16 protein-coding genes and 1 riboswitch are annotated in these 17,718 nt (G+C 30.7%); of the genes, 10 read left to right on the top strand and 6 right to left on the bottom strand.

Annotation, left to right across the window (positions count from 1 at the left end; translation table 11 throughout):
* The first annotated feature begins 11 nt into the window (after positions 1-11).
* The 5 genes from KGF41_RS15145 to KGF41_RS15125 all read left to right on the top strand — a co-directional run bounded on the left by KGF41_RS15145 (position 12) and on the right by KGF41_RS15125 (position 6,009).
* Entirely contained in the window at positions 12-1,319 is a 1,308-nt protein-coding gene (locus KGF41_RS15145; protein WP_227828329.1) for a serine dehydratase subunit alpha family protein, read from the top strand.
* A 315-nt stretch (positions 1,320-1,634) separates the two neighbouring features.
* A complete protein-coding gene (gene hpt, locus KGF41_RS15140; protein WP_227842420.1) occupies positions 1,635-2,174 on the top strand; it encodes a hypoxanthine phosphoribosyltransferase in 540 nt (179 codons plus the stop codon).
* A 258-nt stretch (positions 2,175-2,432) separates the two neighbouring features.
* A complete protein-coding gene (locus KGF41_RS15135; protein WP_227842419.1) occupies positions 2,433-2,966 on the top strand; it encodes a sigma-70 family RNA polymerase sigma factor in 534 nt (177 codons plus the stop codon).
* A gap of 63 nt (positions 2,967-3,029) precedes the next feature.
* Entirely contained in the window at positions 3,030-4,247 is a 1,218-nt protein-coding gene (locus tag KGF41_RS15130; protein ID WP_227842418.1) for a DUF4179 domain-containing protein, read from the top strand.
* A 103-nt stretch (positions 4,248-4,350) separates the two neighbouring features.
* A complete protein-coding gene (locus tag KGF41_RS15125) occupies positions 4,351-6,009 on the top strand; it encodes an exosporium protein (RefSeq protein ID WP_227856934.1) in 1,659 nt (552 codons plus the stop codon).
* A gap of 107 nt (positions 6,010-6,116) precedes the next feature.
* Here the strand turns inward: KGF41_RS15125 and dapB (KGF41_RS15120) are convergent, their stop codons facing one another.
* Positions 6,117-6,872 (bottom strand): 4-hydroxy-tetrahydrodipicolinate reductase, encoded by a 756-nt coding sequence (gene dapB / locus KGF41_RS15120; RefSeq protein WP_227839741.1) that lies wholly within the window; start codon positions 6,870-6,872, stop codon positions 6,117-6,119.
* Between the two features lie 337 nt (positions 6,873-7,209).
* Here dapB (KGF41_RS15120) and KGF41_RS15115 point away from each other — a divergent pair, with 337 nt between their 5' ends.
* Positions 7,210-8,199, top strand: coding sequence for an SPFH domain-containing protein (locus KGF41_RS15115; protein ID WP_227824473.1), 990 nt, complete (start codon positions 7,210-7,212; stop codon positions 8,197-8,199).
* Positions 8,200-8,551: 352 nt separating this feature from the next.
* Here the strand turns inward: KGF41_RS15115 and dapD are convergent, their stop codons facing one another.
* The 5 genes from dapD to dapA (KGF41_RS15090) all read right to left on the bottom strand — a co-directional run bounded on the left by dapD (position 8,552) and on the right by dapA (KGF41_RS15090) (position 13,593).
* Positions 8,552-9,268, bottom strand: coding sequence for a 2,3,4,5-tetrahydropyridine-2,6-dicarboxylate N-acetyltransferase (dapD, locus tag KGF41_RS15110; protein WP_227828335.1), 717 nt, complete (start codon positions 9,266-9,268; stop codon positions 8,552-8,554).
* 196 nt (positions 9,269-9,464) lie between these two features.
* Entirely contained in the window at positions 9,465-10,214 is a 750-nt protein-coding gene (dapB, locus tag KGF41_RS15105) for a 4-hydroxy-tetrahydrodipicolinate reductase (protein WP_227433723.1), read from the bottom strand.
* A 67-nt stretch (positions 10,215-10,281) separates the two neighbouring features.
* Positions 10,282-11,169, bottom strand: a complete 888-nt coding sequence (gene dapA / locus KGF41_RS15100) for a 4-hydroxy-tetrahydrodipicolinate synthase (RefSeq protein ID WP_227828336.1) — start codon at positions 11,167-11,169, stop codon at positions 10,282-10,284.
* Between the two features lie 115 nt (positions 11,170-11,284).
* On the bottom strand, positions 11,285-12,286 hold the full coding sequence (locus KGF41_RS15095; protein WP_227433725.1) for an aspartate-semialdehyde dehydrogenase: 1,002 nt from the start codon (positions 12,284-12,286) through the stop codon (positions 11,285-11,287).
* A gap of 173 nt (positions 12,287-12,459) precedes the next feature.
* Positions 12,460-12,634: riboswitch (Lysine riboswitch) on the bottom strand.
* Between the two features lie 77 nt (positions 12,635-12,711).
* Complete coding sequence (dapA, locus tag KGF41_RS15090; RefSeq protein WP_227856933.1) at positions 12,712-13,593, bottom strand: 4-hydroxy-tetrahydrodipicolinate synthase; 882 nt, start codon at positions 13,591-13,593, stop codon at positions 12,712-12,714.
* Positions 13,594-13,916: 323 nt separating this feature from the next.
* Between dapA (KGF41_RS15090) and KGF41_RS15085 the strand changes: the two genes are divergently transcribed.
* The 4 genes from KGF41_RS15085 (at position 13,917) to KGF41_RS15070 (ending at position 17,683) form a co-directional block, all read left to right on the top strand.
* Entirely contained in the window at positions 13,917-15,110 is a 1,194-nt protein-coding gene (locus KGF41_RS15085) for an L-serine ammonia-lyase (protein ID WP_227433727.1), read from the top strand.
* Between the two features lie 206 nt (positions 15,111-15,316).
* The gene (locus KGF41_RS15080) at positions 15,317-16,435 is read left to right on the top strand and encodes an N-acetyldiaminopimelate deacetylase (protein ID WP_227828338.1); all 1,119 of its coding nucleotides are present in this window, start codon (positions 15,317-15,319) and stop codon (positions 16,433-16,435) included.
* A 281-nt stretch (positions 16,436-16,716) separates the two neighbouring features.
* A complete protein-coding gene (locus KGF41_RS15075; protein ID WP_227433989.1) occupies positions 16,717-16,950 on the top strand; it encodes a small, acid-soluble spore protein, alpha/beta type in 234 nt (77 codons plus the stop codon).
* Entirely contained in the window at positions 16,937-17,683 is a 747-nt protein-coding gene (locus KGF41_RS15070; protein ID WP_227828339.1) for a class I SAM-dependent methyltransferase, read from the top strand. Before KGF41_RS15075 ends, KGF41_RS15070 begins: the two co-directional genes overlap by 14 nt.
* The last annotated feature ends 35 nt before the right edge of the window (positions 17,684-17,718 follow it).

The raw sequence follows: 17,718 nt of genomic DNA, 5'->3' as shown, positions 1-17,718 counted from the left end.
GTTTATATATAATGAGAGATATAAGAAAAGAATTAGTGGAAATGTTAAAAGCAGAGGTTAAACCAGCAGTAGGATGTACTGAACCAGTAGCTTTAGCTCTAGCATGTGCAAAGGCAAAAGAATTACTAGGAGAAGAAATAGTAGAAAATCATATGTTAGTTAGCCCTAGTATCTATAAAAATGGTATGTGTGTAGGTATACCAGGAACTGAAAGATTAGGATTAAAAATAGCAGCAGCTCTAGGGATAATAGGAGGACATTCTGAAAACGGATTAAGTGTATTAGAAACTTTAACAAAGGAAGAAGTTAAAATAGCAGAAGATTATATGGATAATACTCCTTTATCAATAACACCTGCTGATACGAAAGAGAAAGTTTTTATAGAAGTTGCATTAAAAGGAGCAAATCATAATGCTAAAGTTAGAATAAGAACTAAACATGATAACTTTACATTCTTAGAAAAAGATGGAGAAGTATTATTGGATAATGAACCAAAAGTATCAGTTTCAAATGCTTCAGCAGAAAAAGTTGAGAGCTTGATGGATACTGTAACTATACAAGAATTAATAAAGAATGTAGAAGGTATTGATTTTAAAGATATAGAGTTTTTACTAGATGGAGTAAAAATGAATGAAGAAATGGCTGAATATGGATTGAAACAAAAGACTGGAATTGGTGTTGGATACGGAATTAAAAAGTCTATGGAAGAAGGTCTTTTAGGTAATGATGTTATAAACTATGCAATGATGTTAACTGCTGGAGCTTCAGATGCAAGAATGGCAGGAGTAAAAATGCCTGTTATGAGTTCAAATGGTAGTGGAAATCATGGATTAACAGCAATTCTTCCAATAGTTGCTTACAATAAAAAATTCCCACAATCTGATGAAAGACTAGCAAAAGCTTTGGCTATATCTCATTTAGTAACTGGTTATATTAAGAATTATACAGGTAGATTATCTGCTGTATGTGGATGTGGAGTTGCAGCATCTACTGGAGCAACTGCTGGTATATCTTGGCTTATGGATGGAAGCGAAAAACAAATAGAAGGTGCAATAGAAAATATGATAGCTGACTTAAGTGGAATGATATGTGATGGAGCAAAAGCTGGCTGTGCATTAAAATTATCATCTGCTGCATCTGCTGCAATACAAAGTGCTATAATAGCTAAGCAAGACTGTTTTGTACCACCATTAAATGGTATAGTTGGTTCAAGTGTTGAGCAAAGTATACAAAACTTAGGAAGAGTAAGTGATAAAGGTATGTCTATAACAGATGAGATAATATTAAATGTAATGAATGATATGAATAAAGTTGATTAATATATTACAATATTTCTTATATTGCAATATATAGTGAAGGTGATATAAATAAATTTAATTAGTACCCTCTAATAAATTATGATTATATATAAATGGGAAAAACTTGCTAGTGCAAGTTTTTTCTTTTTTGTCTAAAATATATAGTATATGATTTAGTAGGGATATATGATTTACTTAAAATAGATAATATCTTGTTAATAATTGTTGAATATGCTTAAAAACTCAATAATATTGGCTAATATTGAATAAGAGTATTGAAAAAGTGAGCAATCTCTTATAAAATTAAGAAGGATTATTACAATTGGAGGTCTTTTTATGGATATAGAAACAAAAAAATGGGAAGTATTGTATTCAGAAGAAAAAATTAATGATAAATTAAAAGAATTAGGAGCGATTATAGAGAAGGACTACAAAGATAAAAATCTTATGATTGTGTCTCTATTAAAAGGAAGTTTTATATTCTGTGCAGATTTAGTTAGAAATATAAATTTACCTCTTAGAGTTAACTTTATGACTACTTCTAGTTATGGAAACAGTGAAGAGAGTACTGGAACGGTTAAAGTTGTTTCAGATGTAAGTACTGATATAAAAGGATATGATGTATTGGTTGTAGATGATATTACTGACTCTGCATTGACTATGGATTTTGTTTTAAAGCATCTAAAAGCTAAGAATCCTGCTAGTTTAAAATGTTGTGTACTTTTAGACAAGCCAAGCAGAAGAAAGATTGATTTAGTACCAGATTATTGTGGGTTTGAGATAGAAGACAAATTCGTAGTAGGATATGGATTTGACTTTGAAGATTACTATAGAAATGTTCCTTATATATTTAATGTAACTGATGAAGATAGATAAGCAATTTTTTAATTTTATAGATACCTCAATATAATTTTGATAAATTATATTGAGGTATCTTTTTATTTTGGGGTTTGATTTGGAGTTATCTTGTATTCGTATCAAGCTATAAGTTCAACATAGTAAAATTGTTTTGATAGTTTTATCCAAGCTTTGATTCTGTGTTTAGAAATATAAAAAAATTTTTAAAATTTGATAGGAAATACGATTTTTAATTGTATTAGTAGTTGTAGAAGCTTTTACAAAGGAGGAATTAACTTGGAGGATAAATTGATAATTAAAAACATAATAAAGAAAAAAGAAAAGGGTATGGAAATGCTTATAGATGAGTATGGGAATTTTATAGCATCTATAGTTAGAAGGACTCTTATGGATGCTAGAATTTATGAGGAAGAATGTGTTGATGATGTGCTTTTGTCAATCTGGAATAACATAGAAAAATTTGATAATGAAAAAAACTCTTTTAAAAACTGGATAGGTTCTATTTCTAAATACAGAGCAATTAATTATAGGAAAAAGTATATAAATAGTAATACTTATTTAAATATAGAACATGAAGAAATACCATATATAGATAAAGAGTTGGATATGAGAGAAATTGAAGAGGAAATAAATGACCTTATAAGCACATTAAATGATAAAGATGCAGAAATTTTTAGAAGGTATTATTTAGAAGATATATCACTAAAGGATATAGCTATACAAAATGAAACCACTGTTGAAAACTTACATAATAGATTATCAAGAGGAAGAAAGAAGTTGAGACTGCATTTAAATAAAAAGAAAGCTTAGAGATAATAGATAAGATAATTAAGGATTTAAATATAGAAAATATAGAATAAAAGGAGAGTTTTTATGAAAGATAAATTTGATTTATTTAATGAAACAAATATAGATATAGAAAAATACGATGATATTGTATTAAGTAATGAAGAAAAGGATGAAATGAAGAAGAGAATGAAATCTAAGATTCAATATAGTAAAAAGAATAATTTTAAGAGATATGCTTTAGTAGGAGGATTATCAGTAGTTATTTTAGGTTCAACTGCATTTACTAATGAAACTACCTTGGCATATATGCAACATCTTGGAAAGCAGATAGAATATTTCTTTAATAAGGATACTGAAGAACTTAAACCTTATAAAAATATTGTAGATGATGTTGCTACAGATAAAGGAATAGATATAAAGTTAAATGAGATTATGCTTGGTGATGGAGAATTATTTTTAAATATAAGTGTTGATGATAGCAAACTTGATAAAGATGCTTTGGGATTAAAGAAACAAGGAGGATTCTTAGGAATTGATGATATCAAAATAAAGGTTGGAGATATGAGCTTTGTTTCAATAACAGGGCCTTCTACATCAGAAAAAAATAAAGATGGTACTACTAATATGGTTATGACTTGTAAGCTTGATAATCTAGATAAAGATGGAGATGGAAAAGGGGATGTCGAAAATTTTGATTTACTAAAAAATGTGGATTTAAATAAAGACTATGATATAAATATAAGTATAAATAAAGTTGAATATGAGTTAAATAAGGATATAAAAACATCAAAAGAGATAGAGGTAGGAAATATGGGAGGAGTAGAGGGTGAACACCTAAATGGATATCTTAGTGGACAATGGGAATTTAATACAAGTATAAATGGTTCAAATATAGTTAAAGATACAAAAATTTATAATGTAGATAAAAATGTAAAATTAAAAAATAAAAATATTGATGTTGATTTAGTATTAAAAGAAGTAAGGGTTTCTCCTACCAAAATCAGAGTGATTTACGGATTTAAAACTAACAAATATAATTTCAATAAAGGTGATGATATACCAAAGATACTTGAGTTTGCACTTAAAGATGGAAGAGGAAAAGATTTAGAATTACTTAGTGGTGCAGGAGGTTATGACTTAAGTTACTCTAAAGGTAATTATATTGAATCTTCTTTAGAGTATGAAATTAAGAAAGATGTTAAAAAACTAAAAATAACTCCAATAATAGAAGATTGGAGTAAAGAAATTAATAATATAACAGAATTTAAAAAACAAGGTATAGATGTTGATATAAGTAAATAGATGTATTATCACATAATAAATTGTCTATTCATATAATTATATAGAGCAATATTAGATACTTGTCTAATATTGCTCTAATTTTAAAATAGGGAGAATTTATTATATGGATGATTACAAAGATAATTCAGGTCCAAGTTTATATCAAGATGTAGGACCAATAGGTCCGACAGGTCCTAAAGGAGCAACAGGGGCAACAGGAGCCAATGGAATAACAGGTCCAACAGGAAACACAGGAGCAACAGGAGCAAACGGAATAACAGGTCCAACAGGAAATACAGGAGCAACAGGAGCAAATGGAGCAACTGGAGAAACAGGGCCTAGAGGGGCAACAGGGGCAACAGGAGCCAATGGAATAACAGGTCCAACAGGAAATACAGGAGCAACAGGAGCCAATGGAATAACAGGTCCAACAGGGAACAAAGGAGCAACCGGAGCAAATGGAGTAACAGGAGCAACTGGTCCAGCAGGAGCAACCGGAGCGACAGGGACAACAGGAATAACAGGAGCAACAGGAGCAACAGGGGCAAATGGAATAACGGGCCCAACAGGGGTAACAGGAGCAACAGGAGCAACAGGGGCAAATGGAATAACAGGTCCAACAGGAAATACAGGAGCAACAGGAGCCAATGGAGTAACAGGAGCAACAGGAGCAGATGGAGCAACAGGAGTAACAGGCCCAACAGGAAATACAGGAGCAACAGGAGCAGATGGAGTAACAGGAGCAACAGGGGCAATAGGGGCAACAGGTCCAACAGGAGCAGATGGAGAGGCAGGTCCAACAGGAGCAGTAGGAGCAACAGGTCCAGATGGAGAGGTAGGCCCAACAGGAGCAGATGGAGTAACAGGCCCAACAGGAGCAGATGGAGCAGTAGGTTCAACAGGAAATACAGGAGCAACAGGAGCAGATGGAGCAGTAGGTCCAACAGGAAATACAGGAGCAACAGGAGCAGATGGAGCAGTAGGTCCAACAGGAGCAGTAGGAGCAACAGGTCCAACAGGAGCAGATGGAGAGGTAGGTCCAACAGGAAATACAGGAGCAACAGGAGCAGATGGAGCAGTAGGCCCAACAGGAGCGACAGGAGCGACAGGACAGACAGGAGCAACAGGAGCAGTGGGAGCAACAGGCCCAACAGGAGCAGATGGAGTAGCTGGAGCAACAGGGGCAACAGGGGCAACTGGAGTAGGTGGAGCAGTAGGTCCAACAGGGGCAGTAGGAGCGACAGGTCCAACAGGAGCAGCAGGTTCAATAGGTCCAACAGGAGCAACTGGAGCCAATGGAGCAACAGGTCCAACAGGGAATACAGGAGCAACTGGAGCCAATGGAGCAACAGGTCCAACAGGAAATACAGGAGCAACTGGAGTATTGGCATCGAACAATGCACAATTTATAGTTTCATCTCCAAGTTTAACAAATAACTCACTAGTGACGTTTAACTCATCATTTATAAATGGAACAAATATAACTTTACCAACAAGTAGCACTATAAACCTTGCAGTTGGAGGTATATATAATGTATCCTTTGGTATACGTGCTACACTTTCACTTGCAGGATTTATGGCAATTACTACTAATTTTAATGGCGCAGCTCAAAATAATTTTATTGCAAAAGCAGTAAATACTCTTACTTCATCAGATGTAAGTGTAGGATTGGATTTTTTAGTTGATGCTAGAGCAGCAGCTGTTACTTTAAGTTTTACATTTAATTCAGGCACAACAGGAACTTCACCATTTGGATTTGTTTCAGTCTATAGAATACAATAATTAGTTTTATAGGTGAAGAAAAAAGATAAATAAAATCTCAATCTATTAGATATTCAAATTGATAAATCTGAATATCTAAGTAGATTGAGATTCATTATGTATAAAAACTATCCTAATATATCTGACATTTTATAAAGCCCAGACTTTCTACCAACTAAAAATTTAGCTGCAACAATAGAACCATCTGCAAAGACTTCATCAGATTGAGAATGGTGACTTAATGTAAGAACTTCATTATCTCCTGCAAATATAACATCATGGTCACTGATTATATTTCCACCTCTTATAGAATGGATTCCAATTTCATTTGCTTTTCTTTTGCAATCTCTACCATATCTTCCATATTTATTTTCACTTTCAGGTAAGACCTCTTTAATTGCATTGGCTATCATAGTAGCAGTACCACTAGGAGCATCTTCTTTTCTATTATGATGCTTTTCTATGATTTCTATATCAAAACCTTCTAACATTTTTGATGCATCTTTAACTAATTTTATTAAAATATTTACACCTAGAGATGTATTTGAGGATAATAATATAGGAATATTTTTTGATGCTTTTTCTATTTTATTTAATTCATCCTCATCATATCCAGTAGTAGCTAATACTACAGGTGTATTGTTTTTTAGTGCATATGACAAGATTGGGTCTAAAGTTTCATGATGTGAGAAATCTATTATAACATCAGCTTTTTCAGTTACATCAGTCATTGTTTTATAAAGCTTCGTATCTCCATGATAAGCATTTTCATCAGCAGACCTAGCTACACCACAAACTAACTCTAATTCACTATCTTTTTTTACACATTCTGCTAACACTCTTCCCATTGTTCCATTATAACCACTAATTATAACTTTTAACATAAAATCCTCCTATGAAATTAATAAAAATTTGTTATATTTCTATAGGTTTATTTTATCACTAATATAATTTATATAAAATAATATTAGTGATAATAAACTTATAATTTATTGGATATTAAAAAAATTGTATTTAGATTTAATATGTATTAAATATAATTTCATATATCATAAAATTTACTTAAAAATCAATACTAATATATTAAAATTACTAAAGATGTGTCTTTAAAAATATATAAATCTAGAGTATTAATTTTAAACTCAACAATTTGAGCATTAAAAGTGATATTATTAAATTAGAAGTATCTTAACTTAATATAATAAGATGGGAGAGATGGCTATGTTAAAGGAAGAAAAAACTTATCAAGAAAAGGATGCTAAAGCATTTAATGGAGTAGTAGCTTTGATAATGATTATCTTATTTTTAGTAGTTTCGATAGGTGTTATGGTTTTTGGAATAATAAAACTTGACAATGGATTCACTGGAATAGGTTCATTTATGTTAGTTTTAAGTATTTTATTTATTGTGATAGATTTTATACTGTGTTTTGGACTAAAAATGATTAATCCAAAAGAGGCTATTGTTCTAGTTTTATTTGGGAACTACTATGGAACTATAAAAAAAGAAGGATACTATTGGGTAAATCCATTTTGTTCAGCAGTAAATCCAACATCATCAGGAATTAATGTATCAAAATCTTCATCTACTGAAAAAGTAGATATATCCTCTAATCCAAGAGGAAAGAAAGTATCTTTAAAAACAATGACTCTTAATAATGAAAAACAAAAAGTTAATGATTTATTAGGAAATCCTATTATAATAGGTGTTGTTGTAATTTGGAAAGTTATAGATGCAACTAAAGCTGTATTTAATGTTGATAATTATAATACTTTTTTATCAATTCAATGTGATTCAACTATTCGTAATGTTTCAAGACTTTACCCATATGATGTGTCTGAAGATGGTGATGAAAAATCTCTTCGTGGTAGTAGTCAAGAAATAGCAGATAAATTACAAAAAGAGTTACAATCTAGAGTAGATATTGCAGGAATTGAAGTATGTGAAGTAAGAATTACTCACCTTTCTTATGCACCAGAGATTGCAGCAGCTATGTTACAACGTCAACAAGCAGAAGCTATAATAGCAGCACGTAAAAAGATTGTTGAAGGGGCTGTAAGTATGGTAGAGATGGCATTAACTAATTTAAGTGAGAATAATGTTGTGACTTTAGATGAGGAACATAAAGCTGCTATGGTAAGCAATTTATTGGTTGTTCTTTGTGGTAATAAAGATGCACAACCAGTAGTAAACAGTGGTTCAATTTATTAGTATAGAAGTAAATACCAATTAAGAGCATTTAACTATTGTGTAAGTAAATCAAGAGTGTTTAACTTGTATATATGTAAATCAGTAAATTAAGGATATTATAATTAGTTTGTAAGGAAACCAATAAATTAAGGATATTTAAATTGCATGCAAGTAAACTAGTAAATTAAGGGTATTTAACAAAGATAAATTAAAAGGCTATAAAAAGAGGAGGGTGTCTCAAAATGAACTTTTTAGTTCATGAGGCACTCTTTTTTGTATGAAATCAAATATATTTTCATCATTTCAACAATGAAAAAGAGGCTTATCTCTCTATTTTGAGACAGCCCCTTTTAATTAATAATGTTATTTCTAATTAGTCTAAATTTCTAAGGTCTTCCATAAGTTTAGTCTTGTCAGCCGTTTTTTCGTCTTTCATTTTTATAACTTTAGCAGGAGAACCAGCAACAACAGCACCAGCTTCTACGTCAGTAGTTACAACAGCACCAGCTGCAACAACAGCACCTTTACCGATTCTAACACCTTCAAGAACAACTGCATTAGCTCCTATTAAAACATCATCTTCAACTATAACAGGAGTAGCAGAAGGTGGCTCTAAAACACCAGCAACAACAGCACCAGCACCTAAATGAACATTTTTACCAAGAGTACCTCTAGCACCAATAACAGCGTTCATATCTACCATAGAACCTTCACCAACAACAGCTCCTATATTTATAACAGCTCCCATCATTACAACAGCATTTTTTTCTATAGTAACCATGTCTCTTATTATTGCACCTGGTTCGATTCTTGCATGTTCACTTAAAGTATTTTTTAGAGGGATAGCAGAATTTCTTCTATCATATTCTACATGAGTATCTATTATATCATTACCATGTTTATCTAATACTTCCATTATATCTTCATAGTCACCTACAAATACATAAGAACCATTGTTTCCAAATACTTTAAATTTATCAGTTGATTGGAAATGTAAAGAGTTAGTATTTACATATACTTTAACAGGTGTTTTCTTTTTAACTTCTTTTATATATCTTGCTATTTCATAAGCATCGTTTAAATTTACCATTTGTTAATTCTCCTTGTATCTCATTATATTTCTTTTATTATATACTCATATATACTAATTTATCAACTTTAGTATATACTTACTATTATTTATTTTTTAATAGCATTATTATTTTAGCATAATATTGAGTAAATTTATTTATTATATCATATATCTTTTACTTGTGTATATTTTTTATTTGTGATATAGATTTTTACTATCCTAACATACTATCCATGTTATAAAATCCTGGTTTTTGTTTAACTAAGTATTTAGCAGCAGCTATAGAACCACTTGCAAAAATACCACGAGATTGAGCTTGATGACTTATTGTAAGGACTTCGTTATCTCCAGCAAATAGAGCATCATGTTCACCAACAATATTTCCACCTCTTATAGCATGGATACCAACCTCATTTGGTTGTCTTTTTGCACTACGCCCATACCTACCATAATTATTTTCAACGTTTGGTAAAACCTCTTTTATAGCGTTAGCAATCATAACAGCTGTGCCACTTGGGGCATCTACTTTTCTGTTGTGATGTTTTTCTATTATTTCTATATCGAATCCTTCTAATAATTTAGCTGCATCTTTAACCAATTTCACTAATACATTTACACCAAGAGACATATTATATGATTGGAATACAGGAATAACTTTAGCCGCTTCATGTATTCTATTAATTTCTTCATCATTATATCCAGTAGTAGCAATTACTAAAGGAGTTTTAGTTTTTAAAACATAAGATAAAATATTATCTAGATTAGAGTGATGAGAAAAATCTATAACTACATCAGCTTCTTCAACTATAGTATTCATATCTTCATAAATTTTAAGATTGCCTTCACAGCTATCCATACCTCTAGCTGCAACACAAACTAATTCTAGTTCACTATCATCTCTTATAGTATCGGCTAAAATCTTGCCCATTTTTCCATCATAACCAGTTGCTATAACTTTTAACATAATTTCCTCCTATGATTAAGGGCTAACTTTTGACCAAACTTAGTTTTTTATCATGCATTAATTTGTACTATGCATTAACTTTTAGTCCAAAGTTAACTAATTCTTTCTTTAATACCTCTAAGTTTACTGGGTCCATTTCTGCTAGAGGAAGTCTTAAATCTCCAACATTGAATCCTAATAAATTCATTGCAGTCTTAACTGGTATAGGATTTACCTCTATAAATAAAGCTGCGATTAGAGCATCCATACCAAGTTGTAATTTTCTAGAACCTTCTATATCGCCTTCAAAGAATTTAGCCACTAAATCGTGTGTTTCTTGAGGGCAAACATTAGCAAGTACTGATATAACTCCTTGACCTCCTAAAGACAATAAAGGAAGTATAGTATCATCATTACCAGAGTAGATAGCAAAGTCATCTGGAACTAAGCTAGCTATCTCTGCAACTTGTCCTAAGTCCCCACTAGCTTCTTTCACAGCAACTATATTATCTATCTTAGCAAGTTCAACTATAAGACTAGGGCTTATATTAACACAAGTTCTTCCAGGTACATTGTAAAGTATAATTGGAAGTTTAACACTATTAGCGATTGTTTCAAAATGACGTTTAAGTCCAGCTTTATTGGCTTTATTGTAATAAGGAGTTATTATTAATAGAGCATCTACTCCTAGTTTTTCAGCTTCTTGACTTAAATTAACTGAGTGCATAGTATCATTAGAACCACTTCCTGCTATAACAGGAACTCTTTTATTAACTTTTTCAACAACATACTTAATAGTAGCAAGTTGTTCTTCATCAGTCATAGTATTAGCTTCACCAGTAGTACCACAAGCCACTATAGCATCAGTACCGTTAGCGATTTGGTACTCAACTAATTCACCTAATTTGTCGAAATCAACTTTGCTATCCTTTGTAAATGGAGTAACTAGAGCAACAGCAGAACCTTTAAATATCATAAAAAATCAATCCCCTCTTTTTTAGTTTTGTGTTTTATATTACAGTTACTTCTAATGCTTATTTTTACTTATTATTAATATTTTACAAAATCATATATTTATACAAATTTGTATACTATACTAAATCATATGATATAGCCATTTCAGCTATTTGGATTGCATTAGTTGCAGCACCTTTTCTTATATTGTCAGCAACAACCCAAAGGTTTACACCATTATCAACACTAAAGTCTCTTCTAATTCTTCCAACAAACACTTCATCTCTATCATCAAATTCTACAGCAGTTGGATATTCATTTTTAGCAGGATTATCAACTACTACAACTCCTGGAGCTTCTTCAAGTGTTTTTACTAAATCTTCTAATTCAAATGGATTATTAAACTCAATGTTTATAGATTCGCTATGACCATTTTTTACTGGAACTCTTACAGTAGTTGCAGTTATTTTTAAGTCGTAGTTATCAAGTATTTTCATAGTTTCGTTTACCATTTTCATTTCTTCCTTAGTATATCCATTTTCAGTAAATGAATCTATATGAGGAAGACAGTTATAAGAAATTTGATGTGGATAGAATCCAGTAGGATTACCAGTCATTCCTTTTTCTAAATCTTCAACCCCTTTAACACCAGAACCAGATACAGCTTGATAAGTAGAGTAAACAACTCTCTTAATTTTGTATTTGTCATCAAGAGGTTTAAGAGGAACCATAGCTTGTATAGTAGAGCAGTTTGGATTAGCTATTATACCTTTATGTTTTTTTATAGCTTCTGGATTTACCTCAGGAACAACCAAAGGAACATCTGGATTCATTCTCCATTGACTAGAGTTATCTACTACTAAGATTCCATTTGATGCAGCTATTGGAGCATATTTTTCACTAATGCTTCCTCCAGCAGAGAATAATGCTATTTGTATCCCTCTATCAGTAAATGAAGTTTCTTTTAATTCTTCTACTATATATTCTTTACCACAAAACATTACTTTAGAACCAGCAGATTTAGAAGAAGAGAATAAAAATAGATTTTCTATTGGAAAATTTCTTTCTTCTAATACTTTTAAAAATGTTCTACCTACCATTCCAGTAGCACCAACTATTGCCACATTTACTTTTTTCATATTAAATTCACCCCAATTTTTAATTATTAAAACATTATTTGATTTTAGTTATACAAGTAAGATATGTTAATATTTTTATATATCTAAATACTTTAATATTATATTAACAACTTTAATTATATACAAAAAACGTACAAAGGTATACTTTGTACGTCTAGTTTATCACTCAAAGTAAACCTTGTAGCTCACCACCTACACAAATAAGTGACAGTATTACACATCTTATGTGTAATCCCAGAAAATATTATTGCGAGAAATATTTTCTTCGGCTATAAATCCTTTTTCCAATCATTAACGCTTGCCAGCTCCTATTGGATACTCTTATTTACAGCTACCTCTACCCTAGGTTAATAGGATATTAAAATTTGATTATTCTAATAATAATACATATTTTAGAAAAAATCAACTTATTTATAGAAATATTGCTAAAATTTAAATCCAAAACTTGTCAATTCTTGTTTTAAGATATTAAGATTAGCTTCTTCCATTTCAGCTAAAGGAAGTCTTAAATCTCCAACATTAAAACCTAAAATATTCATAGCAGTTTTAACTGGAACTGGATTTACTTCTATAAATAAGGCAGCAATTAAAGCATCCATATCAAGTTGTAATTTTTTAGAGCCTTCAATGTCACCTTCAAAGAATTTAGTTACTAAATCATGAGTTTCTTTAGGACAGATGTTAGCAAGTACAGAGATAACACCACTTCCACCTAATGATAATAGAGGTAATATAGTATCATCATTACCGGAGTATATAGCGAAGTCTTTAGGCACTAATTTAGCTATTTCTGCAACTTGAGCTAAATCTCCACTAGCTTCTTTCACAGCAACTATATTATCTATTTTAGCAAGCTCAGCCACAACAGATGGCTTTATATTTACCTTAGTTCTTCCTGGTACATTATATAAAATAATTGGTAATTTAACGCTTTTTGCTATTGTTTCAAAGTGAAGTTTAAGACCTTTTTCATTAGTCTTATTATAGTAAGGAGTTATGATTAAAAGACCATCCACTCCCAATTTTTCAGCTTCTTGGCTCATATGAACAGACAGCATAGTATTGTTTGAACCAGTACCCGCTATAACTGGTATTCTCTTATTGACTTTTTCAACTGTATATTTTATTACAGCAAAAATCTCAGATTCACTCATAGTAGTAGCTTCACCTGTTGTTCCACAAACAACTAATGCATCTGTGTCATTTTCAATATGGTATTCGATTAATTCACCTAACTTTTCAAAGTTGATATTGTTATCCTCCGTAAATGGAGTAACTAAAGCAACAGCAGAACCTTTAAATAACATATAATCAAATCTCCTTTTTTATTTAAATTTAATTTTTTAAGTACAATAATAATTATAGTACAAATTAATTAATTTTAATAGGCATAGTTAATATCTTAACTGTATAAAGTAAGATATTTATATTATATTAATATTAAAAAAATTTTAAATAAATGTTTTATTCTCAAAATATGCATATTAATTTAATAAAATATACCAAAATGGAAATAAAAAATAAATTTTATGCGAATTTAATAACTAATAATTAATATATTTAGGTTATAATAAATATGTGCGTAAAAATAAATAATAAGCATTAACATAGAAAATTTAGGAGGAATAATATGGATACTTTAAAGGAACTTTTTAAAATAGGAAGTGGACCTTCAAGTTCTCATACTATGGGGCCGCAAAGAGCAGCGGAAAGATTTAAAAATGAAAATCCAGATGCAGAAAGTTTTAGAGCAATATTATATGGTAGTTTAGCTGCTACAGGAAAAGGTCACTTAACAGATTATATAATTGAAAAAACTATAGCACCAAAGAAAGTTGAAATCGTTTGGGAAGAAGACATAATAAAAGATTTTCATCCAAATGGAATGAAGTTTGAAGCTTTAGATAAAGATGGAAATGTGACAGCTGAATGGACTGTATATTCTGTTGGTGGAGGAACTATAGCAGAAGAAGGTCAAAGAAACAGTAAAAGCAATAGTATATATCATCTAGACACTATGGATGAAATAGTGAAGTGGTGTAAGGAAAATAATAAAACTTTAGTTGATTTTGTATTAGAATGTGAACCATCTGATATAAAAGACTATATAAAAACTATAAAAGATGCTATGAGAAAATCTATTGATGATGGACTAAGCACAGATGAAGTAATACCAGGTAAATTATTATTAAAAAGAAGAGCAAATAATTTTTATAAAGCGTATCAAGAAGATAAAAGTTTTTCGACACTTGTATATGCATATGCACTGGCAGCTTCAGAGCAAAATGCTTCTGGTAATATAATAGTTACAGCACCAACTTGTGGTTCTGCTGGAGTAATACCAGGAATATTCTTTGCAATGCAAGATTTCTATAAATACGATGATGAAAAAATAATTGAAGCATTACTTGTGGCTGGAATAATCGGAAATATAATAAAAACTAATGCATCAATATCTGGTGCGGAAGTAGGATGTCAAGGTGAGGTTGGAGCAGCTTGTTCGATGGCAGCAGCGGCAGTAGCGTATTTAAAGGGTGGTACTATAGACCATATTGAATATGCAGCAGAAATAGCGCTTGAACATCATCTAGGAATGACTTGTGACCCTGTATATGGATATGTTCAAATTCCATGTATAGAAAGAAATGCAATGGCAGCTCAAAGAGCTTATGATGCAGCTAAGTATGCATTATTAACTGATGGCTCACATTCTGTCTCCTTGGACCAAGTCGTTGAAACAATGAAAGAAACGGGTATTGATATGATGGATAAATACAAAGAAACTGCAAAAGGTGGACTTGCTAAACACTTCTTCTCTTGCTAAAATTAAAAATTTTTTAATAATAATTCCCCTGTTTTGATTTATGAAACAGGGGAATTATTATTAATGGTGAATTATTTAATAATGCAAAATATTTTTATATTCAATTTAGCTTTTTATTTTTAAATATGAAAGTATGTTATATAATATTTTAATTATAAGAGATATAGAAATATTTTTATAATAAATTATAATTTGGAGGAGATTACATGAGAGAGGCATCGTATTTACAAGAACAACTTTATAAGCATAGGAATGCATTAAATCCTATTGCAGAAATTGGAAGAAAAGAGTATAAGACTTCAAAATATATAAGGGATTATCTTGATAAAATAGGAGTTGAATATGAAGTTTACTTAGAAACAGGAATAGTAGGTGTGATAGAAGGTAAAAGACCAAGAAAAGATATAGCTTTCAGAGCTGATATAGACGGTCTTCGTAGTGAAGAAGGTGTAAAACACTTATGTGGTCATGATGGACATGCTACTATATTGCTTGGATTAATTGAGTATTTAAATGATAATAAAGAAGATTTAAATGATAATGTTGTATTTATATTCCAACCAGCAGAAGAAGGGCCAGGGGGAGCAAAAGCATTGATAGATGCAGGTGTGCTTAGAAAATACAATGTGGATGAGATATATGGGCTTCATATATACCCAGAATTACCAGAAGGTTATGTAGGTACAAGAGAAGGATACTTCATGGCTCAAATAGGAGATATTGATATAGAAATAGTGTCTAAAAGTGGACATGGAGCTATGCCACAAAATGGAATTGATGGTATAGTCATAGCTTCAAACTTTATAAGTTCACTTCAAACTATAGTATCAAGAAATATAAGCCCAATAGACAATGCAGTGTTGACTATAGGTAGAATTGAAGGAGGGGCTAGAAGAAATATAATAGCTGAAAATATAAAGATGGAAGGGACTATTAGATGCTTTAGTCCAGAAGTGTATGAGAGAATGAAACTTAGAGTTAAAGAACTTGCTAGAGGCTTTGAATTGTCTTATAACTGTAAGGTAAATATAAATATTATGGATGATTATATAGCTGTTAAAAACGATAAAGACTTGTATAAAGAGTTTGTAGAAGCTGTTGGAAAGGATACGGCTATAGAATTAGACCCACTTATGATATCAGAAGATTTTTCTTACTATCAAAAAGAAGTTCCAGGGCTGTTCTTTATGTTGGGCTCAAGAAATGAGAAAAAAGGATTTGTAAATGGACTTCATAATATAAACTTCAACTTTGATGAAAAGATATGTGTGGATGCACTAAATGTCTATGCAAAATTATTAAAATATAAAAAAGCAATAGATTAAAATATGTTAAGCTTTGTAATGAATAAGTTGTAGATAGCTTGGATAAAAAGGTCAATTTTTTTGATAAGATTGTAAATAACATATTATGATAAGACTATAAATAACATATATTAAAATTATAAATAACACATACTTAGAAAGAATAATTTTAAAAAGTCATAAATTTAAAATACTTAAATTTGAAAACATATGAATTGATAAATACCCCTTACTTATTTGTATAAATTTCTTTTAATTGACAAAAATACAAATAAGAAGGGGTGATTTTTTTGAAAGAAAATATGAAAAGAGAAAAGAAGATAACTAATGGCAAGAATACTAAAATATTGACAAATGATGATATAATGAAATATGAGATAGCCTCAGAACTAGGTCTTATGGACAAAGTTGGAGAACGTGGATGGGCAGGGCTTACAGCTAAAGAAGCTGGAAGAATCGGAGGTATGCTTACATCACGTAAAAAGAGGCTAAGAAAGATTGTGGAGGGGCAGAATAAAAAGGATGAGTCAATATAGTGATTTTGCGTTTGTATATGATGAACTTATGAATGAAGTTGATTATGATGGATGGGTTAAATATATAGAAGATATAATAGATAATGAAGGTGTAAAAGTAAAAAATATATTGGAATTAGCATGTGGTACAGGTAATCTCACAATTCCATTAACTAAAAAGAGCTATGATATAGCTGGGATTGATATATCTGATGAAATGCTTAGTGTAGCAAGAGAAAAGGCAGAAAAAGAAGGCGTAGAGTTAGTTTTACTTCAACAAGACATATCAGAGCTGGACTTTGATATATCCGATTTGGATTGTGTGCTTTGTGCCTGTGATGGATTTAATTATATAACTTATGATGATGATTTAGAAAATGTATTTTCAAAAACGTATGAATTATTAAAGAAAGATGGAATCTTTATATTTGATATAAGTTCATTTTATAAATTAGCCAATATATTAGGAAATAATATGTATGGAGAAAATAGAGAAGATATAGCTTATATGTGGCAAAATTACTTTGATGATGAAGAAAATTTGATTGAAATGGAACTGACATTTTTTATTAAAGATGAAGATGGAAAGTTTGAAAGATTTGAAGAAGTACATCAACAAAGGGCATATACTGAGGATGAAATAGTTGATATGCTTAAAGAATCTGGATTTAGTGATATAAAATCTTATGGAGATTTTACATTTGAAAAACCTAATGAAGAAAGTCAAAGGATATTCTTTGTATGTAAAAAATAAAGATATTCTTGTTATGTACAAAAAGAAGTGTTATT

It is taken from the genome of Clostridioides sp. ZZV14-6150 (genome assembly GCF_020657875.1).
GTDB lineage: Bacteria > Bacillota > Clostridia > Peptostreptococcales > Peptostreptococcaceae > Clostridioides.
This window is presented reverse-complemented; position numbering and strand designations above follow the sequence as displayed.

Bases quoted from the DNA above. Each gene is read 5' to 3' on its own strand.
- KGF41_RS15145 (WP_227828329.1), top strand. From the start codon at position 12: ATGAGAGATATAAGAAAAGAATTAGTGGAAATGTTAAAAGCAGAGGTT.
- hpt (WP_227842420.1), top strand. From the start codon at position 1,635: ATGGATATAGAAACAAAAAAATGGGAAGTATTGTATTCAGAAGAAAAA.
- KGF41_RS15130 (WP_227842418.1), top strand. From the start codon at position 3,030: ATGAAAGATAAATTTGATTTATTTAATGAAACAAATATAGATATAGAA.
- KGF41_RS15125 (WP_227856934.1), top strand. From the start codon at position 4,351: ATGGATGATTACAAAGATAATTCAGGTCCAAGTTTATATCAAGATGTA.
- dapB (WP_227839741.1), bottom strand. From the start codon at position 6,872: ATGTTAAAAGTTATAATTAGTGGTTATAATGGAACAATGGGAAGAGTG.
- KGF41_RS15115 (WP_227824473.1), top strand. From the start codon at position 7,210: ATGTTAAAGGAAGAAAAAACTTATCAAGAAAAGGATGCTAAAGCATTT.
- dapD (WP_227828335.1), bottom strand. From the start codon at position 9,268: ATGGTAAATTTAAACGATGCTTATGAAATAGCAAGATATATAAAAGAA.
- dapB (WP_227433723.1), bottom strand. From the start codon at position 10,214: ATGTTAAAAGTTATAGCAACTGGTTATGATGGAAAAATGGGCAAGATT.
- dapA (WP_227828336.1), bottom strand. From the start codon at position 11,169: ATGATATTTAAAGGTTCTGCTGTTGCTCTAGTTACTCCATTTACAAAG.
- KGF41_RS15095 (WP_227433725.1), bottom strand. From the start codon at position 12,286: ATGAAAAAAGTAAATGTGGCAATAGTTGGTGCTACTGGAATGGTAGGT.
- dapA (WP_227856933.1), bottom strand. From the start codon at position 13,593: ATGTTATTTAAAGGTTCTGCTGTTGCTTTAGTTACTCCATTTACGGAG.
- KGF41_RS15085 (WP_227433727.1), top strand. From the start codon at position 13,917: ATGGATACTTTAAAGGAACTTTTTAAAATAGGAAGTGGACCTTCAAGT.
- KGF41_RS15080 (WP_227828338.1), top strand. From the start codon at position 15,317: ATGAGAGAGGCATCGTATTTACAAGAACAACTTTATAAGCATAGGAAT.
- KGF41_RS15075 (WP_227433989.1), top strand. From the start codon at position 16,717: ATGAAAAGAGAAAAGAAGATAACTAATGGCAAGAATACTAAAATATTG.
- KGF41_RS15070 (WP_227828339.1), top strand. From the start codon at position 16,937: ATGAGTCAATATAGTGATTTTGCGTTTGTATATGATGAACTTATGAAT.